Origin of the sequence: Flavobacterium ammonificans (assembly GCF_020886115.1) — a bacterium.
In the GTDB taxonomy this organism is placed as follows: Bacteria; Bacteroidota; Bacteroidia; order Flavobacteriales; family Flavobacteriaceae; genus Flavobacterium; species Flavobacterium ammonificans.
In genome coordinates this window covers 828978-845912 of sequence record NZ_AP025185.1, presented here as the reverse complement: position 1 = coordinate 845912, position 16935 = coordinate 828978, and the positions used below count along the sequence as shown (strand labels likewise).

General features: G+C 36.5%; 15 protein-coding genes. 6 read left to right on the top strand and 9 right to left on the bottom strand.

The window, feature by feature from the left end; all coding sequences use genetic code 11:
* Positions 1 to 24: 24 nt before the first annotated feature.
* The 4 genes from LPC20_RS03540 to LPC20_RS03525 form a co-directional block, all read right to left on the bottom strand.
* On the bottom strand, positions 25 to 1026 hold the full coding sequence (locus LPC20_RS03540; RefSeq protein WP_229326565.1) for a vWA domain-containing protein: 1002 nt from the start codon (positions 1024 to 1026) through the stop codon (positions 25 to 27).
* Entirely contained in the window at positions 1026 to 2651 is a 1626-nt protein-coding gene (locus LPC20_RS03535) for a hypothetical protein (RefSeq protein ID WP_229326564.1), read from the bottom strand. The genes LPC20_RS03540 and LPC20_RS03535 overlap by 1 nt, the downstream gene beginning before the upstream one ends.
* Before the next feature lie 92 nt (positions 2652 to 2743).
* Entirely contained in the window at positions 2744 to 3607 is an 864-nt protein-coding gene (locus tag LPC20_RS03530) for a DUF58 domain-containing protein (RefSeq protein ID WP_229326563.1), read from the bottom strand.
* A 62-nt stretch (positions 3608 to 3669) separates the two neighbouring features.
* Positions 3670 to 4674 (bottom strand): AAA family ATPase, encoded by a 1005-nt coding sequence (locus LPC20_RS03525; protein ID WP_229326562.1) that lies wholly within the window; start codon positions 4672 to 4674, stop codon positions 3670 to 3672.
* Positions 4675 to 4886: 212 nt separating this feature from the next.
* On the opposite strand from LPC20_RS03525, the gene LPC20_RS03520 reads away from it, so the two are divergent.
* The 3 genes from LPC20_RS03520 to LPC20_RS03510 are packed head-to-tail and all read left to right on the top strand — an operon-like array spanning position 4887 to position 7263.
* Positions 4887 to 5759 carry an aldo/keto reductase gene (locus tag LPC20_RS03520; RefSeq protein WP_229326561.1) on the top strand — a complete coding sequence of 291 codons (873 nt, stop codon included), beginning with the start codon at positions 4887 to 4889 and terminating at the stop codon, positions 5757 to 5759.
* A gap of 14 nt (positions 5760 to 5773) precedes the next feature.
* A complete protein-coding gene (locus LPC20_RS03515) occupies positions 5774 to 6529 on the top strand; it encodes an SDR family NAD(P)-dependent oxidoreductase (protein WP_229326560.1) in 756 nt (251 codons plus the stop codon).
* 8 nt (positions 6530 to 6537) lie between these two features.
* Positions 6538 to 7263: a metallophosphoesterase family protein gene (locus tag LPC20_RS03510; protein ID WP_229326558.1), complete on the top strand. Its 726-nt coding sequence runs from the start codon at positions 6538 to 6540 to the stop codon at positions 7261 to 7263.
* 56 nt (positions 7264 to 7319) lie between these two features.
* Here the strand turns inward: LPC20_RS03510 and amaB are convergent, their stop codons facing one another.
* From amaB to LPC20_RS03495, 3 genes are all read right to left on the bottom strand, one after another.
* Positions 7320 to 8873: an L-piperidine-6-carboxylate dehydrogenase gene (amaB, locus tag LPC20_RS03505; protein ID WP_229326557.1), complete on the bottom strand. Its 1554-nt coding sequence runs from the start codon at positions 8871 to 8873 to the stop codon at positions 7320 to 7322.
* Positions 8874 to 8999: 126 nt separating this feature from the next.
* A complete protein-coding gene (locus LPC20_RS03500) occupies positions 9000 to 9539 on the bottom strand; it encodes a 3-hydroxyanthranilate 3,4-dioxygenase (RefSeq protein ID WP_229326556.1) in 540 nt (179 codons plus the stop codon).
* Positions 9540 to 9580: 41 nt separating this feature from the next.
* On the bottom strand, positions 9581 to 10678 hold the full coding sequence (locus LPC20_RS03495; RefSeq protein WP_229326555.1) for an endonuclease/exonuclease/phosphatase family protein: 1098 nt from the start codon (positions 10676 to 10678) through the stop codon (positions 9581 to 9583).
* 128 nt (positions 10679 to 10806) lie between these two features.
* Between LPC20_RS03495 and LPC20_RS03490 the strand changes: the two genes are divergently transcribed.
* The 3 genes from LPC20_RS03490 (at position 10807) to LPC20_RS03480 (ending at position 12914) form a co-directional block, all read left to right on the top strand.
* Positions 10807 to 11772, top strand: coding sequence for a S66 peptidase family protein (locus tag LPC20_RS03490; RefSeq protein WP_229326554.1), 966 nt, complete (start codon positions 10807 to 10809; stop codon positions 11770 to 11772).
* A 17-nt stretch (positions 11773 to 11789) separates the two neighbouring features.
* Positions 11790 to 12149: a YraN family protein gene (locus LPC20_RS03485; RefSeq protein ID WP_229326553.1), complete on the top strand. Its 360-nt coding sequence runs from the start codon at positions 11790 to 11792 to the stop codon at positions 12147 to 12149.
* 108 nt (positions 12150 to 12257) lie between these two features.
* A complete protein-coding gene (locus LPC20_RS03480; RefSeq protein ID WP_229326552.1) occupies positions 12258 to 12914 on the top strand; it encodes an aspartate kinase in 657 nt (218 codons plus the stop codon).
* A 43-nt stretch (positions 12915 to 12957) separates the two neighbouring features.
* Here LPC20_RS03480 and mfd read toward each other — a convergent pair whose 3' ends face one another.
* Together mfd and LPC20_RS03470 are read right to left on the bottom strand one after the other, a co-directional pair.
* Positions 12958 to 16320, bottom strand: coding sequence for a transcription-repair coupling factor (gene mfd / locus LPC20_RS03475; protein WP_229326550.1), 3363 nt, complete (start codon positions 16318 to 16320; stop codon positions 12958 to 12960).
* Positions 16313 to 16930: a hypothetical protein gene (locus LPC20_RS03470; RefSeq protein WP_229326548.1), complete on the bottom strand. Its 618-nt coding sequence runs from the start codon at positions 16928 to 16930 to the stop codon at positions 16313 to 16315. The genes mfd and LPC20_RS03470 overlap by 8 nt, the downstream gene beginning before the upstream one ends.
* Positions 16931 to 16935: the final 5 nt, after the last annotated feature.

Sequence of the window (16935 nt, the reverse complement as noted above, 5' to 3'; positions counted from 1 at the left end):
TTGTGATCTTTGTGTTTAAATAATTTAAATAAATGATCGGTAAACCGTATTTCGCAATCCTAATTCTAGCAACAATAAAAAACCTGCTAACCAAACAAAGGGTCTGTATTTTTCATCATAATCATAAAATTTCAACTCTTCAATTTCTGTAGTTTCTAATTTATTGATGGCTGCATATATTTCTTCTAACTTATTGTTACTTGTCGCTCTGAAATATTTTCCGTCTGTTTTACGCGCAATATTTTTCATTAACTGTTCGTCAATTTCTACTTGCATCATACGGAATAAAAATTGTCCGTTAGGTGCAATCGCATACGGAAATTCAGCCATTCCATTGGTTCCAATTCCCACTGTATAGACTTTGATTCCGTATTGCTTTGCAATATCAGAAGCTGTTTCTGGCTCAATAAATCCAGCGTTATTTACACCATCAGTCAATAAAATAATCACTTTGCTTTTGGCTTTACTATCTTTCAAACGGTTTACGGCTGTCGCCAATCCCATTCCGATTCCCGTTCCGTCTTGCAATACATTATCGTATTTGATACTTTCTATCGCTTGCAGTATAATCGCTTTATCACTTGTTACCGGAGTTTTAGTATACGCTTCAGAAGCATAGACTACTAATCCGATTCGGTCATTGGGTCTTTCGTCAACAAAACTAGCTGCCACTTTTTTCAAAGCTTCCATTCGGTTCGGTTTCAAATCCTTGGCTAACATACTTCCCGAAACGTCAATCGCCATTACAATATCAATTCCTTTTGTTGTTTTGGTTTTGTTACTAATATCCACCGTTCTTGGTCGAGCCATCGCTACAATTAAAGCCGTCAATGCCAATAAACGAAATACCCCTAAAAAGGGATACAACTTCACAAAAAACGATTTAGAACCTGAGAACCCTTCCGTTGAACTTATTTTTAAAGTCGCCGTTTGTTGGTCTCTTTTCAAGTACAACCAAGCAGCTGCCGCTGGAATCAACAACAACAACCAAAAAAAATCTGGATTTAAAAAACTTAATTTTTCCATTAATTACTGGCTTGTCTTAGTTCAACTGATTGTAACATTCGCTCTGCAATGGCGCTTCCGTATTGATCGCCTTCAGGAAATACAATCATAATTTGTTGTAATCCTTGATTTTGTTTGAAGTATAAAATCTCATAATATACTTTTTCACTCGACTTGGTCAAAGGATTTAACATAGACATCGTCCCATAACCTTTCATACCTTGTACACCGCTTTCGGTTTCAAAGTCTTCTTGTTTAACGATAATATTTTGACCGCCTTGGGCTTCAATTATTTTTAAATTTCCTTCCATGGCTTTTGCCAAATCAATATCCGTTGGTTGTTTGAATTGACTGGTAGAAACCATAATGTAAAACCCATTCATCATGTCGCCATATTGAAACAACTGCATTTCTTTAATCAACGCCATGGTGTTTTTTGGCAACACTTTTTCAGCATCAATACGTTTTAACACTTGAGGAGTTTCAATTAGAATTCCTGGATTTCCGTATTCACTTTTTACCCATTCGCCTTCTAATAATTCTTTGGTTTCACGACCAAAAACAGTATCGATAACATATCCAAAACCACGAGTTACCACAAAAAATCCGGTTACTAAAACAAGTAAAAGTACTACTGAAACAATCGCAGTACGAATTTGTTTCGCTTTCTTTTTCTTTAATTGCAATTGGATTTGCTGTTGTCTTTGCGCCTCGTTTAATAGCAAATCTTCCTCTTCAGGCACATCAACTGGAATCGCCTTATCCAAAGTTAAAATCGCTTTTTGAATCTTATTCCTATCCTCGGTGATTTCGAAATCAAGCGGTTTAGATTTAGCAAATTTTACCAAATCGGCTTGTTTTAAAACACGTTCTAAGTTTTCGATTGTTTCTTTAGAAAGTGTCATTTTCTTTTTGACAGAAGCCGCTCTCAAAGCAGTAATCAGTTCCGAAGTCGTACTTTCCATCGCTGGAATTTCGATAGCCTCTTCGATATAGTTTCTAGCTATGTCTGTCAATTCACTATAATATTCTTTGATTTCTCCGTTTTGCCACAATTCTTTTTGCTCCAAAATGGTCAATAAAGAGGTTGCTTTTTCGATAGGTGTTTTATAGACTTCTTCTTCAGTCTCTTTGTTTTGCCTTTTCTTAAAGTACCAGTACGCGAAAGCTCCTATTCCTGCAAGGATTATAATCGCTAATAAATACTTCCACCAATTTCCCCAATGACTCTCAGCTGCCACAATGTTCTTGATGTCGTACATTTTTTGTTGTAACGTATCTACTTTCACATTAGCTACCTCAACCAAAAGTGAGTCGGAAAAAAAGGGTTTTTTGTTAATCAATATTGGCACTCTTGGAATAGTATATTTCCCAGAATCAAATTGGGTTAAGCCATATATTTTAACCAATTCGTAGCGATCGTCATTCCAAATAGTATCTATTGGATACGAACGAATCACTTCCAATGCTCCAAAGTTTTTCAATTTAGGAAAAACCACTCTGGCAGCAGTATCAACGGAAGCTTTCAAGGTCAATTTGAACTCGGCGCCAATTTTATTGCGCGTTGTGTCCAAAGCCGTTGTCACTTTTTGTGCAAAAAGGGAAGTGGAAATTAGAAACAATACTATGTATGCTATTTTTTTCATTTATTCTATTCAGAAATTTTGATTTCTGATTGTTGATTAACGATTAGTGATTTTTGATTTTACTATTTAAAATACTACTTAATCTAAAATCTCTATCTCGATTTAAAATACCCTAATAATTTGGTTACATAACTTTCATCAACTCGGGTGTTCACGACTCCAGCGCCTGATTTACTGAAGGTTTCTTTAAAATAATTCACTCGATCGTAATAGTGTTTTTCATAGTTCAAACGAACCGATTTAGAACCTGTATCTACTAATTGGACTACTCCTGTTTCGGCGTCCAACATAGGAACCATGCCTAAATTCGGCATTTTTTCTTCGCGAATGTCATATACTCGAATTCCAGTAATGTCGTGCTTTTTTGAAGCTATTTTCAATGTTTGTTCGTATTCCTGAGTCATAAAATCAGAAATAACAAAAACGATAGCTTTCTTTTTTTGTGTTCCCGACAAGAATTTTAGGGCTTGTGCCAAATCGGTTTTATTGCTTTTAGGTTCAAACTCGATGAGTTCGCGAATGATTCGCAACACATGCGAGCGGCCTTTTTTGGGTGGAATGTATAATTCGATTTCATCTGAAAATAGAATTAACCCAATCTTATCATTATTTTGCGTTGCAGAAAAAGCCATAGTAGCGGCAATTTCTGTGACAATGTCTTTTTTAAACTGATTTTTGGAACCAAAACTCTCTGAACCCGAAATATCAACCATTAACATCATCGTCAATTCACGTTCTTCTTCAAAAACTTTAACATGTGCCTCGTTATAACGTGCGGTAACATTCCAGTCAATCGCACGAATATCATCTCCATATTGGTATTGACGTACTTCGCTAAAAGTCATTCCACGTCCTTTAAAAGACGTATGGTATTCTCCCGAGAAGATATGATCACTCAATCTTCGGGTTTTGATTTCTATTTTTCGGACTTTTTTGAGTAGGTCTTTTGTATCCATTTTGTTATTTAGGCAATAGGCAATAGGCATCAGACTTGCTAATGGCTTTTGACTAATTACTTTTAGGGAACCTCAACTTCGTTAACGATTTTGTTGATGATATCCACAGAAGTAATGTTTTCAGCTTCTGCTTCGTAAGTAACACCAATTCTGTGTCGCAATACATCATGAACAACGGCACGAACGTCTTCTGGAATAACATACCCACGGCGTTTAATGAAGGCATAACATTTAGCGGCATTTGCCAAGTTGATACTTCCACGTGGCGAAGAACCAAAACTAATCAACGGCTTCAAGTCGGCTAGTTTGTATTTTTCTGGATAACGCGTAGCGAAAATAATATCTAAAATATATTTCTCGATTTTTTCATCCATATACACTTCACGAACTGCCTCTTGTGCGCGTAAAATTTGTTCGATAGAAACGACTTGGTTTACTTTTTCGTAGCTACCACTCAAATTCTGACGAATCACCAAACGCTCTTCATCCATTTTTGGATAATCAATCACTGTTTTCAACATAAAACGATCGACTTGTGCTTCTGGCAACTGATAGGTTCCTTCTTGCTCAATTGGGTTTTGCGTAGCCAAAACTAAAAATGGCTTATCTAATTTAAAAGTAGTATCGCCAATAGTCACTTGTTTTTCCTGCATCGCCTCTAATAAAGCTGATTGCACTTTGGCTGGCGCACGGTTAATCTCATCCGCTAAGACGAAATTGGCAAAAATCGGTCCTTTTTTAATTGAGAATTCATTTTGCTTGATGTTGTAAATCATCGTTCCCACTACATCGGCAGGCAATAAGTCTGGTGTGAATTGGATTCGGCTAAACGAACCAGCTACAGCTTGCGAAAGCGTATTAATTGCCAAAGTTTTAGCCAGTCCAGGAACCCCTTCTAACAAGATATGTCCTTGACCCAAAAGCCCAATTAACAATCGTTCCACCATGTGCTTTTGACCTACAATTACTTTATTCATTTCCATAGTTAGGAGATCAATAAAAGCACTTTCTCTTTCTATTTTCTCGTTGATTGCTCTAATGTCTAAAGACGCTGTATTCTCTTCCATTGTGATATATTTTAAACCATTTTTAATGTGGTTGCCATTTGCGAGTGCAAATTGAATTATTTTTTAGAAGTACGATGTTAAAGAATGGTTAAAACTTTAGCTAAAAACCTAATTTAAAGGTGGATTTATGATCAAATTTATCTATTTTTAAAATCTCGATTAAAATCGGATTAAAATACTTGAAATAAAAACGTAAAAGAGGCAATACTACTATGAGTAAATCGACTTTATCTCCCATAATTGCGGGAGTAATGAACTGGGGGATTTGGGATAAAAAACTCAATACTAAAGAAATGGATAATATTATCCATCTTTGCCTCGAAAACAAAATTTCAACTTTTGATCATGCCGATATTTATGGTGATTATACCACGGAAGCTGATTTTGGAAAAGCTTTGGTTTCAAGCACATTTGACCGATCTAAAATTCAATTGATTTCGAAATGTGGTATCCAAATGGTGACCAAAAACCGGAACAATTCTATAAAACATTACGAATATTCCAAAGACTATATTATTTGGTCCGTAGAGAATTCGTTGAAAAACTTAGCGACAGACTATTTAGACGTGCTTTTATTGCACCGCCCGAGTCCTTTGATGCAGGCTGACGAAATTGCCGAAGCAGTAACGAAATTAAAATCTGATGGGAAAATTATCGATTTTGGTTTGTCGAATTTCACTACGTCACAAACCGAATTAATTCGTCAAAAAACCGAAGTTAGTTTTAACCAAATTCAATTCTCTGCGTCCCATCATGAGGCAATGTTAGATGGGAGTTTAGACTATATGCAAACTCATGGTATTCGTCCTATGTCGTGGAACCCATTAGGTAGTGTGTTTCGAGAAGACAATGAGCAGACCCGACGCATGAAAAAATTATTGGCGCAATTGGTTGCAAAATATGAAGTGGGTTCAGATACGATCTTGTTGTCCTGGATTTTACAACATCCCGCCCAAGTAATTCCAATTGCCGGTACGGTAAATGTAGCACGAATTCAAGCCTTAATGAAAGCAACTGAATTACCTCTTGAAAAAGAAGATTGGTTTGCAATTTGGACAGAAAGTATGGGTAAAAATGTACCTTAAATAAAATAGAAACAATGACCAAAATAGCCTTAATTACAGGAGCAACAAGCGGAATTGGTAAAGCAACCGCTGAGATTTTAGCTAAAAATAATTACAAATTAGTACTTTGTGGCCGTCGCCAAGATCGTTTGGATCAACTTCAAAAAACACTTTCCTCACATACCGAAGTGCATACTTTACAATTTGATGTGCGCGATAAAAAAGCAGTTTCTGAGCAAATTGAATCACTCCCCAAAGCATTTTCTTCAATTGATATTTTGATTAATAATGCAGGAAATGCCCACGGTTTGGACCCTATTCAAAATGGTAATCTAGACGATTGGGACGCTATGATTGACGGAAATATCAAAGGTTTGTTGTATGTTTCCAAAGCGATTATTCCACAAATGATAGCGCGTAAATCAGGACACATCATCAACATTGGTTCTACCGCTGCCAAAGAAGTGTATCCTAACGGAAATGTCTATTGTGCTACCAAACACGCTGTGGATGCTTTGAACCAAGGAATGCGAATGGATTTGAATCCATTTGGAATTCGCGTGGGTGCCATTCATCCTGGAATGGTCTCAACGGAGTTTAGTAATGTACGTTTTAAAGGCGATGATGAGAAAGCGCAAAATATATACAAAGGATTTGCTCCTTTGCAAGCAGAAGATATAGCTGATATTATCCATTTTGTGGTGTCAAGACCGTATCATGTGAATATTGCAGATTTGATTGTTATGCCAACTGCACAGGCGTCATCAGGAATTGTGAATCGTTCTTTATAAATATTTATATGAGAACATTAGTTATTGGAGATATTCATGGAGGCTTGCGTGCCTTACATCAAATTTTAGAAAGAGCTAAAGTCAGCCCACATGACAAATTGATTTTTTTAGGTGATTATGTAGATGGCTGGAGCCAATCGCCAGAGGTGATTGATTTACTTATTTCCATGAAAAAGTCGCATAACATTATTTGTATTCGTGGCAATCATGATGATTTATTGTTGGAGTGGCTCAAAAACGGAACCGACAATCCGCAATGGTATCAGCACGGCGGAGAAGCTACAGTAACGGCTTATCAAAAAAGAGATGGGAAAACTTTAGAAGCCCATATCGCTTTCATCGAATCATTAGAAGATTACCATCTAGACGAAAAAAATAGATTGTTCATTCATGCCGGATTTACCAATATGAATGGTGTTGATTTTGAATATTTCCCTAATCTTTTTTATTGGGACAGAACCCTCTGGGAAACAGCATTGGCCTTGGATAAAACCATGAAAATAACTGATGTTGCTTATCCTAAACGCTTTGCCCTATATAACGAAATATATATTGGTCACACGCCTGTTTCAAGAATTGGAAAAACAATTCCTGTTCAGATGGCGAATGTATGGAATGTAGATACTGGAGCCGCTTTTAAAGGACCGTTAACGATTATGGATGTAGATTCTAAAGCCTATTGGCAAAGTGAAAATTTAGATGTTTTATACCCAAACGAAAAAGGAAGAAACTAAAAAAATCCGCTTGATTTAGGTAATTCAAGCGGATTTTTAAATTAAATAATTCTTTACTACAAGTCAAATTTAATTCCTTGTGCCAATGGCAAACTTGTGGTATAATTAATTGTATTCGTTTGGCGTCTCATATAAACTTTCCAAGCATCAGAACCTGATTCGCGTCCACCACCCGTTTCCTTTTCACCTCCAAAAGCACCTCCAATTTCAGCGCCTGAAGTTCCGATATTTACATTAGCAATACCACAATCTGATCCAGCTACTGATAGAAATAGTTCGGCTTCACGAAGATTATTGGTCATTATTGCCGAGGACAAACCTTGAGCTACTCCATTTTGAATAGCAATGGCATTAGTAACTTCTCCTGTATATTTTAATAAATATAAAATTGGTGCAAACGTTTCATGTTGTACAATTTCAAAAGAATTATCTGCTTCTACGATTGCAGGTTGAACGTAACAACCGCTCTCATACCCTTCGCCAACCAAAACTTTTCCTTCTACAAGGATTTTTCCGCCTTCTTCAACTGCTTTAGCTAAAGCATTAGTATACATAGCAACCGCTTGAACGTCAATCAATGGTCCGACATGGTTTTTCTCATCCAATGGATTTCCAATACGCAATTGTTTGTAAGCGGATACTAAAGCATCTTTTACTGTATCGTACATACTTTCATGTATAATCAAACGACGCGTAGAAGTACACCGTTGACCTGCAGTACCTACCGCACCAAAGACTGCACCAATAACCGTCATTTTAATATCTGCATCAGGAGTAACAATAATAGCATTGTTCCCTCCTAATTCTAACAACGATTTTCCTAAACGACTTGCAACTGTTTGAGCTACAATTTTACCCATTCGTGTAGAACCTGTTGCAGAAATTAATGGGACTCTAGTATCTTGAGTTAGTAATTCTCCTATTTTGTAATCGCCATTAATTAGACAAGAAATCCCTTCTGGTAAGTTATTTTCGCGGATAACTTCGGCAATAATATTTTGGCAAGCAATCCCGCAAAGCGGCGTTTTTTCAGAAGGTTTCCACACACAAACATCGCCGCAAATCCAAGCTAAAGCGGTATTCCAAGCCCAAACAGCAACAGGAAAATTAAATGCCGAAATGATTCCGACAACTCCTAAAGAATGGTATTGCTCATACATTCGGTGACCCGGACGTTCAGAATGCATTGTTAAACCGTGTAACTGGCGCGAAAGCCCAACTGCGAAATCGCAGATGTCTATCATTTCTTGTACTTCCCCGTACCCTTCTTGCAACGATTTTCCCATTTCGTAGGAAACCAGTTTACCCAAGGCTTCTTTATTTTTGCGTAATTTTTCTCCAAACTGACGTACAATTTCTCCTCGTTGAGGCGCCGGCATTATTCGGAAAGTCTGGAAGGCCTCGGTAGCTTTTTGCATTACTTTTTCATAATCAGCAGCAGATGTAGTTTGAACAGATGCTATTAATTGTCCGTCCACAGGAGAATAACTTTTTAGTATTTCACCTGAACCAAAACCAGAAGTTCCGGTAGAAGTTCCTAAATTTAAGTCTTTTACGCCCAATTGAGCTAAGGCTTCTTTCATTCCGAATGCAGATGCTATTGTTGTCATTGTAACTTTTCTGTTAAAAATTGTTATATTTTTGTAAAGATATTATTTTCAACTTAATAATTAAATTGAAAACAATTTATTTCAAGAGCAAGTAATTCCTTTAAAGATTTGGAAATAGTATTCCAATTATTTTTTGGACAAAAATCTTGAATCCGTATCCATAATTGTTCCGCATTGGGAACAAGTTCGTAACTTTTCTGAGCTGTAAAAATGTTCAAAATGAGTTAAAAAGTCTTTTTCAATATTATGAAGTTCAAAATAAACTTCGTGTAATTTGTGATTGCAATTTTCACAATGCCAAAGTAATCCATCTGTAAAACCTAAACCTGCTCTTTTGCGTTCTATAACTAATCCGATAGAACCTTCTGAACGGACTGGTGAATGGGGAATTTTGGCTGGATTCAAATACATATCGCCTGGATTCAAATCCATCTCTTTACGCTCTCCGTCTTCCTGAATGACTACTTTAATACTGCCTTCCAATTGGTAAAAAAGCTCTTCGGTTTCGTTATAATGGTAGTCTTTTCTTGCATTCGGCCCTGCTACAATCATGACAATATAATCGCCTGATTCTGTATATATATTTTTGTTGCCAACGGGTGGCACTAGTAGATGACGGTTTTCATCAATCCATTGATTCAAATTGAACGGTTTTGCAATAGCCATATCCTTAAATTTAGAATGGTAAAGTTACACTTTTACTCGTACTATTTTTTTTCTTTAATCAAATAGATATATACTGGGAAATGGTCACTAAATCCTATTTCGGTTGCTCCATGCCGTAAAGGATATCCTTTAAATTGACCGCTAGTTTGAACTAAAAAAGATTTGTTATAAATTCCTGCTTTCCAGAATTGATAGCTGGAATAATCTGACTGCAAAAGCGACTTGGTAATCAAAATTTGGTCAAAAATATCCCATGCATCCCGATGTGCAATTGTTCCCATCCCTTTTTTTGCCATATCTTCAAATGGATTATAAATCCCCATTGGGGGAACATCTGCTTTTTTCGCCTTAGCCCCTAAAGCAATTTTCACACTTTTATTGTAGGGACCGTCATTCAAGTCTCCCATAGTAATGACTTTGGCGTTTGGATTTATGCGTTGCAGCGAGTCAATTATTTTTCTATTCAAAGCCCCAGCAGCTTCCCTAAAGGGACTCGATCGCTGTTCACCGCCAGAACGTGATGGCCAGTGATTGACAATCAAATGGATTTCTTCGCCCTCTAAAAACCCTGAAACGAGAAGCTGATCACGAGTATAGACTCGTTTGTTTTTTGAACTTACTACCTCAACATCATCTGTGAGTTCTTCTTTATTTTTTTTGGAAATAGACTCCTTTTGAAAAACGTATAATGGAATATTAGAATAGGTTATGGGTTGAAAAAACTCTTTTCGATACAACAAAGCCACATCAATTCCTCTTTTGTCTGGAGAGTCAAAATGGATTATTCCGTACTTTTTATCTACTAAAATAGGCTGTGCAATTAGATCTTCTAATACCCCGCGGTTTTCAATTTCACAACCCCCGATAAAAGTTGGCGACTCCGAGTTTTCTGAATTACCAATTTCGGCCAAGACTCGAGATAAGTTGGCTAACTTTTTTTGGTACTTAGCAAATGTCCAATTTTGCGACCCTTTTGGAGTCCAATCTTCATCAAATGTTTCAGGGTCATTGATGGTGTCAAATAGATTTTCGAAATTATAAAAGGCTACCGTATGAATTTTAAATTTTTTGGTTTGGCCGAAAGATTTTGGATATACAGCCAAGACCAAAATACAATACAGAAAGATAGAAATTCTCATTTTATTTCAATTTAGGATCTTTAAGAGTGGGTATAGTAAAAGTAAGAAATTGAAACTGAAATTAAAAGTGATTTGGTATTTGCCTATATTTGTTTTTATAAATTACTGTAGCAATTCAGAATTGATTTATGAAAAAAACGTTCATTTTATTCACTATTAGTTTACTTTCCTTCACTTTTCAAGCTCAACCATCAATGATTACACCACCGTATTTACAAAAAGGAGATACTGTTGCAATTCTAGCAACTGCACGAAAACATATTGTAAAAAGTATGCAACCCACCATTTCATTATTGGAAAGCTGGGGCTTGAATGTTGTTATTGGGAAAACTATAGGTTTAGAAAAAAATCAATTGGCGGGAAATGACAAAGAACGTGCCGCTGATCTACAAGAGCAATTGGACAATCCCAACATCAAAGCAATATGGTGTGCGAGAGGCGGTTATGGTACAGTACGAGTAATTGATTTAATTGACTTTACTCAATTCAAAAAAAATCCGAAATGGGTGGTTGGTTTTAGCGATGTTACCGTTTTACACAATCATCTTAATACTATGGGGTACAAATCCATTCACGGAATTATGCCAATCAATCTGTCAAAAGCAACGCCAGCTGCGATTGAAAGTTTGCGTTTGTCCTTATTTGGACAACCTTTGCAATATGCTATAGACGCGCATCCTATGAATCGTATTGGAACAGCCTCAGGCGAACTAGTAGGAGGTAATTTGTCCATCTTATATAGTGTATTGGGTTCGCCATCAGCAATAGATTGTAAAGACAAGATTTTATATATTGAAGATTTAGACGAATACTTGTATCATATTGATCGTATGATGATGAATTTGAAACGAAATGGTTGTTTGGAAAGTCTGAAAGGAATAATTGTTGGGTCTATGACAGATATGAAAGATAACGATATTCCGTGGGGGAAAAATGCGCTTGAAATCGTACAAGACGTAACTAAAAATCTCAATATTCCTGTAATTTTTAATTTCCCAGCGGGTCATATTCATGACAATAGAGCCTTGATTTTAGGAAATACGGTTACTATTGATATCACCGAAAATTGTAGCACTGTGGTTTTTGAAAAGTAAATTCAACTAATTGCATTATGGCTGAGCACAACGAACTAGGTAAATTCGGAGAGGAATTAGCCGCTAAGTACCTTCAAAATAATGGATATACTATCTTAGCAACCAACTGGACTTTCCAAAAAGCAGAAATTGATATTCTAGCGCAAAAAGATAATGTTCTAGCTGTTGTCGAGGTAAAAACACGTACGTCAATTGATTTTGGTCTTCCTCAAGACTTTGTTAAGCCAAAAAAAATCCAATTATTGGTAAAAGCGGTTCACGCCTATGTTACCGAAAACGATATAGATAGCGAAGTACGTTTTGACATCATTGCCATCAGAAAGGATGGTCAAAACTTTGAAATTGAACATCTTACAGACGCATTTTATCATTTTTAAATTTGTTTTTACATGTTATAATTGTAACAAATTGTTTTTTTATTTATATTTGCAGTGTTTTTAACACAACTACTACCTACTAATAAAAAACAATTTAACACAACTACTATGAAAACAGTTTCTTCTATTGTAGAAAATTACATTAAAACAAAACCATTTTTGTTGAATGCCTTATCACTTGGTATTATTAATTTGACTTCTCTTTCGCGCAATATTATGAGTGAATTAGAAAACGAATTTGGTAAAGAAGTAAAACAAGGCGCTATTGTAATGGCCTTGAAACGATTAACCGAAGAATTAGACTTTAAATTGAATCACAAAATCAATAAGGTGATTAAAAATATTGGAGAAATTACGGTGCGTTCTCAGTTAACAGATTACACTTTTGCCGCCTCAGAAACTGTTTTGAATAAACAAGCCGATTTAATTACCGATATCAATAATTTTTCCGATATTTTTTATACTTCATCAAGAGGAGTAAACGAAACCAATATTGTGGTAAGCAACAGTGTGAATCATTTGGTTGACAAACATTTTGCCAACGAAAAATTGATTCAAAAACTAGAAAATTTAGCTTCCATTACGGTAAAATTACCAAAAGAAAACATCGTAGTTCCTGGAATTTATTATTTCATTTTTCAACGCTTGGCTTGGGAAGGAATTATTATCAATGAGGTGATCTCAACTTCGAATGAGTTTACGATTTTAGTTAGCGAAAATGAAGTAGAAGTTGCTTTCAAAGTAATTAAGGATTTGAAAAATTAGAAAACTCCAAAGCTTCCAGCCTTCAAAAGGCTGGAAGCTTTTTTTATTTCCCCATCAACTCCATCAACTCCAAAGCTCTTCGAATTGATTTTACATTGTCAAACGTCAATAACAATCGTAATCCGTTAGGGGTTTGTTTTTCTTTCATTTTACACAAAGCGCTTTGCTTTTGCACAAACTGTAGTACGTGATGAAAACGTCCGGATTGGTAATAATCCGATTGTTGGTCGGATACGAAATACCCAATCATTTTGCCTTGTTTTAAGACTAATTTTTCAATCCCTATACGGGTAGCAATCCATTTGATTTTCATACTGCTCAGTAAAGAAACAGCTTGTTTTGGCAAAGGGCCAAAGCGGTCAATCAGCTTATTTTCATAATTCAAAAGTGACGCTTCGTCTTTAATTTCTGCTAACTCGTTATACAGCAGTAATCGTTCAGAAACCGTGTTGATGTATTCATCTGGGAACAACAATTCGAAATCGGTATCGAGTTGCAGGTCCTTAACATATTCTTTAGTTTCGATATCATTTTGTTCTGGATACAAATCCTTGAATTCGTTTTCTTTCAATTCTTCGATGGCTTCGTTCATGATTTTTTGATAGGTGTCAAACCCAATTTCATTGATGAAACCACTTTGTTCTCCTCCTAATAAATCACCTGCGCCGCGAATCTCCAAATCTTTCATGGCAATATTAAATCCACTTCCTAATTCGCTAAATTGTTCCAAAGCCTGAATTCGTTTGCGGGCATCATCCGTCATTGCCGAATACGGCGGACAAATGAAATAGCAAAACGCTTTTTTATTACTTCGCCCTACTCGACCGCGCATTTGATGCAAATCAGACAGTCCGAAATTATTGGCATTATTGATAAAAATTGTGTTGGCATTTGGGACGTCCAATCCACTTTCAATAATCGTGGTGGCTACCAAAACATCAAATTCACCGTTCATAAAAGCCAACATCAATTCTTCGAGTTTTGCGCCTTCCATTTGGCCGTGACCAATTCCCACTCGGGCATTAGGCACCAATCGCTGAATCATTCCAGCAATTTCCTTGATGTTTTCAATTCGGTTATTGATGAAAAATACTTGTCCGTTTCGTTGAATTTCATACGAAATGGCATCGCGAATTAACTCTTCGTTGAACCCAACCACATTCGTTTCAATAGGATAACGATTGGGTGGTGGCGTGGTGATTACTGATAAATCTCGGGCAGCCATCAACGAGAATTGCAAAGTTCTCGGAATTGGCGTAGCTGTTAAAGTCAAGGTATCCACATTAGCTGCAATCGTTTTGAGTTTGTCTTTGACATTCACTCCAAATTTTTGTTCTTCGTCAACAATCAGCAATCCAAGGTCTTTGAAAACCACATTTTTATTCACTAATTGGTGGGTTCCAATGACAATATCCAGTTTTCCTTCGGCCAATTGTTTGAGGGTTTCTGCTTTCTGTTTTGCCGTTCTAAAACGATTCAAATAGCCTATCGAAACCGGCATATCTTTCAATCGTTCCGAAAAAGTTCGGTAATGTTGGTAGGCCAAAATAGTAGTTGGGACCAAAACAGCCACTTGCTTACTATTGTCCACCGCCTTAAAAGCAGCGCGAATTGCCACCTCTGTTTTTCCAAAACCTACATCGCCACAAACCAAACGATCCATTGGGCGATCGCTTTCCATATCGGCTTTTACATCCTGTGTTGATTTGATTTGGTCCGGTGTATCTTCGTAAATGAACGAACTTTCTAATTCGTTTTGCAAATAACTATCGGGCGCATATTGAAATCCTTTTTCCAGACGTCTTTTGGCATACAACTGAATCAAATTGAACGCAATATGTTTGACGCGAGCTTTGGTTTTTTGCTTTAAAACTTTCCAAGCATTCGAGCCTAATTTATAAATTTTAGGCGGCGTTCCGTCTTTGCCATTGTATCTTGAGATTTTATGTAAAGAGTGAATACTCACATACACAATATCATTATCGGCATAGACCAATTTAATCGCCTCTTGGGTTTTGCCTTCCACTTGGATTTTTTGCAAACCGCCAAATTTCCCAATTCCGTGATCGATATGCGTAACATAATCCCCAACCGAAAGCGAAGTCAGCTCTTTTAAGGTAATATTCTGTTTTTTCGAATAGCCATTTTTGATGCTGAATTTGTGGTACCGTTCAAAAATCTGATGATCGGTATAGCAGGTAATTTGGTTTTCCTCGTCAATAAATCCTTGGTACAAAGGCAGTACTACGGTGTTGTATTGTTTTCGAATATTCTCCGAATTAGCCTCGTCTAAGGTTTCGAAAATATCATGGAAACGCTTGGCTTGATTGTCATTCGAACAGAACAAATAGTTCTTGTATCCATTGAAATGATTGTCGTTCAAATTGTTCAACAACAAATCAAATTGCTTGTTAAATGACGGTTGCGGCTGAATATGAAATTCGAATTTTTTAGTGGTTTTAAAAATGGCTTTGGAAGCCAATTCCACCACCGAAAAATCCAAGGCTCGTTTTGTAAATTGTTCTTGATTTAGGAATAATTGCTCAGGTGTAGCGTGTTTGATGTCTTTGGAAAGTTTGTCAAACGCTTCTTCTGCCTTAGCAAATTGTTTGTCCAATTGACTTAAAAACCCTTCCGTATTTTGAATAAAAAGAACCGTTTTCTCGGAGATATAATCCAAAAAACTCTCGCGGTTTTCCTGAAAGAATTTATTTTCTACATTAGGTATAATCGCAATTTTCTTTTGTTGTTCCAATGACAATTGGGTAGCTATATCAAAAGTTCTTATACTATCTACTTCGTTGCCAAAAAATTCAATTCGATAGGGATTGTCGTTCGAAAACGAAAACACATCGACAATTCCGCCACGAACGGAAAATTCACCAGGTTCAGTTATAAAATCGACTCTTTTAAATTCGTATTCAAACAATACTTCGTTGATAAAATCAATCGAAATTTGGTCGCCTACGGCCACTTTTAAAGTGTTTTTGTCCAATTCCTTTCGAGTCACTACTTTTTCAAAAAGCGCTTCGGGATAGCTGACAATTATGGCTGGTTTTTTTCGAGAATTGATGCGGTTTAAAACTTCAGCGCGAAGCAAAACATTCGCGTTGTCTGTTTCTTCTATTTGATATGGCCGGCGAAACGAAGCGGGGTAAAACAATACGTCTTGGTCGCCAATCATTTGTTCCAAATCATTCAAATAATAGGCCGCTTCTTCTTTATCGTTTAAAATGAGTAAAAACGGTAATTCTGATTTTTTAAAAATCGAACGTACAACAAAAGAAATTGAAGATCCCACCAAGCCTGAAAGATGCAGTTTTGGACTGTTATTTTGGGCTAACAACGCAACAATCTGTTCTGTTTTAGGTGAAGTATCGTAAATGGAATAGACTGTTTTACTCAACGCGTGAAAGGTTTGGTTTTGTTGGAGGAGTAGGCATTGGAGTTGTAGAAATGGCTCTTGTAGTATCCAACATTCTCAACATATCAGATTCGCCATCTTCCACAGGAATTTTACTTTTCTCTGTAATTTTATCCATTTGTCTTTGCAAAGAAACTAGCTCAGCATTGATTTCGCTCACTAAAACGACTACTTTTTTATCAGGAATAGCGTCTAAATGGATAAATAGGTCCAGTAAACGCACTTTAGTAATCAAGGTTCCAATTCTGCTTTTGATTTGAGGTTGTTGGAATTGATACGGAATATTACTGTTGAGAAGCAAGGCTTTTTTAGACAATTCGGCTGCTTTTTTTTGATACCCATTTAATGATTTTCCAGGATTCTGTGCCAATTCATCTAAAAATTGACGAAACTCAGTCCAGCTTGCCACGCTTTGTTCTGAAGTAGTATTGATGGGCGTAGCATAAAAATTCCAGTTTTTACTGATGTTTTTATAAATTACTTCTCTTTTTTTAGCGGCTTTTTTATTCTCGGCTAGGCGTTGTTGATTGTCTTCTTTGCAAGAAGTCAAAAGCAAAAATAAAGCACAAAAAACAACTACTATTTGTCTCATTACCA

What these genes read in the sequence shown, in the direction of transcription:
- LPC20_RS03540 (WP_229326565.1), bottom strand. Translation starts at nt 1,026, where the DNA reads ATGGAAAAATTAAGTTTTTTAAATCCAGATTTTTTTTGGTTGTTGTTG.
- LPC20_RS03535 (WP_229326564.1), bottom strand. Translation starts at nt 2,651, where the DNA reads ATGAAAAAAATAGCATACATAGTATTGTTTCTAATTTCCACTTCCCTT.
- LPC20_RS03530 (WP_229326563.1), bottom strand. Translation starts at nt 3,607, where the DNA reads ATGGATACAAAAGACCTACTCAAAAAAGTCCGAAAAATAGAAATCAAA.
- LPC20_RS03525 (WP_229326562.1), bottom strand. Translation starts at nt 4,674, where the DNA reads ATGGAAGAGAATACAGCGTCTTTAGACATTAGAGCAATCAACGAGAAA.
- LPC20_RS03520 (WP_229326561.1), top strand. Translation starts at nt 4,887, where the DNA reads ATGAGTAAATCGACTTTATCTCCCATAATTGCGGGAGTAATGAACTGG.
- LPC20_RS03515 (WP_229326560.1), top strand. Translation starts at nt 5,774, where the DNA reads ATGACCAAAATAGCCTTAATTACAGGAGCAACAAGCGGAATTGGTAAA.
- LPC20_RS03510 (WP_229326558.1), top strand. Translation starts at nt 6,538, where the DNA reads ATGAGAACATTAGTTATTGGAGATATTCATGGAGGCTTGCGTGCCTTA.
- amaB (WP_229326557.1), bottom strand. Translation starts at nt 8,873, where the DNA reads ATGACAACAATAGCATCTGCATTCGGAATGAAAGAAGCCTTAGCTCAA.
- LPC20_RS03500 (WP_229326556.1), bottom strand. Translation starts at nt 9,539, where the DNA reads ATGGCTATTGCAAAACCGTTCAATTTGAATCAATGGATTGATGAAAAC.
- LPC20_RS03495 (WP_229326555.1), bottom strand. Translation starts at nt 10,678, where the DNA reads ATGAGAATTTCTATCTTTCTGTATTGTATTTTGGTCTTGGCTGTATAT.
- LPC20_RS03490 (WP_229326554.1), top strand. Translation starts at nt 10,807, where the DNA reads ATGAAAAAAACGTTCATTTTATTCACTATTAGTTTACTTTCCTTCACT.
- LPC20_RS03485 (WP_229326553.1), top strand. Translation starts at nt 11,790, where the DNA reads ATGGCTGAGCACAACGAACTAGGTAAATTCGGAGAGGAATTAGCCGCT.
- LPC20_RS03480 (WP_229326552.1), top strand. Translation starts at nt 12,258, where the DNA reads ATGAAAACAGTTTCTTCTATTGTAGAAAATTACATTAAAACAAAACCA.
- LPC20_RS03470 (WP_229326548.1), bottom strand. Translation starts at nt 16,930, where the DNA reads ATGAGACAAATAGTAGTTGTTTTTTGTGCTTTATTTTTGCTTTTGACT.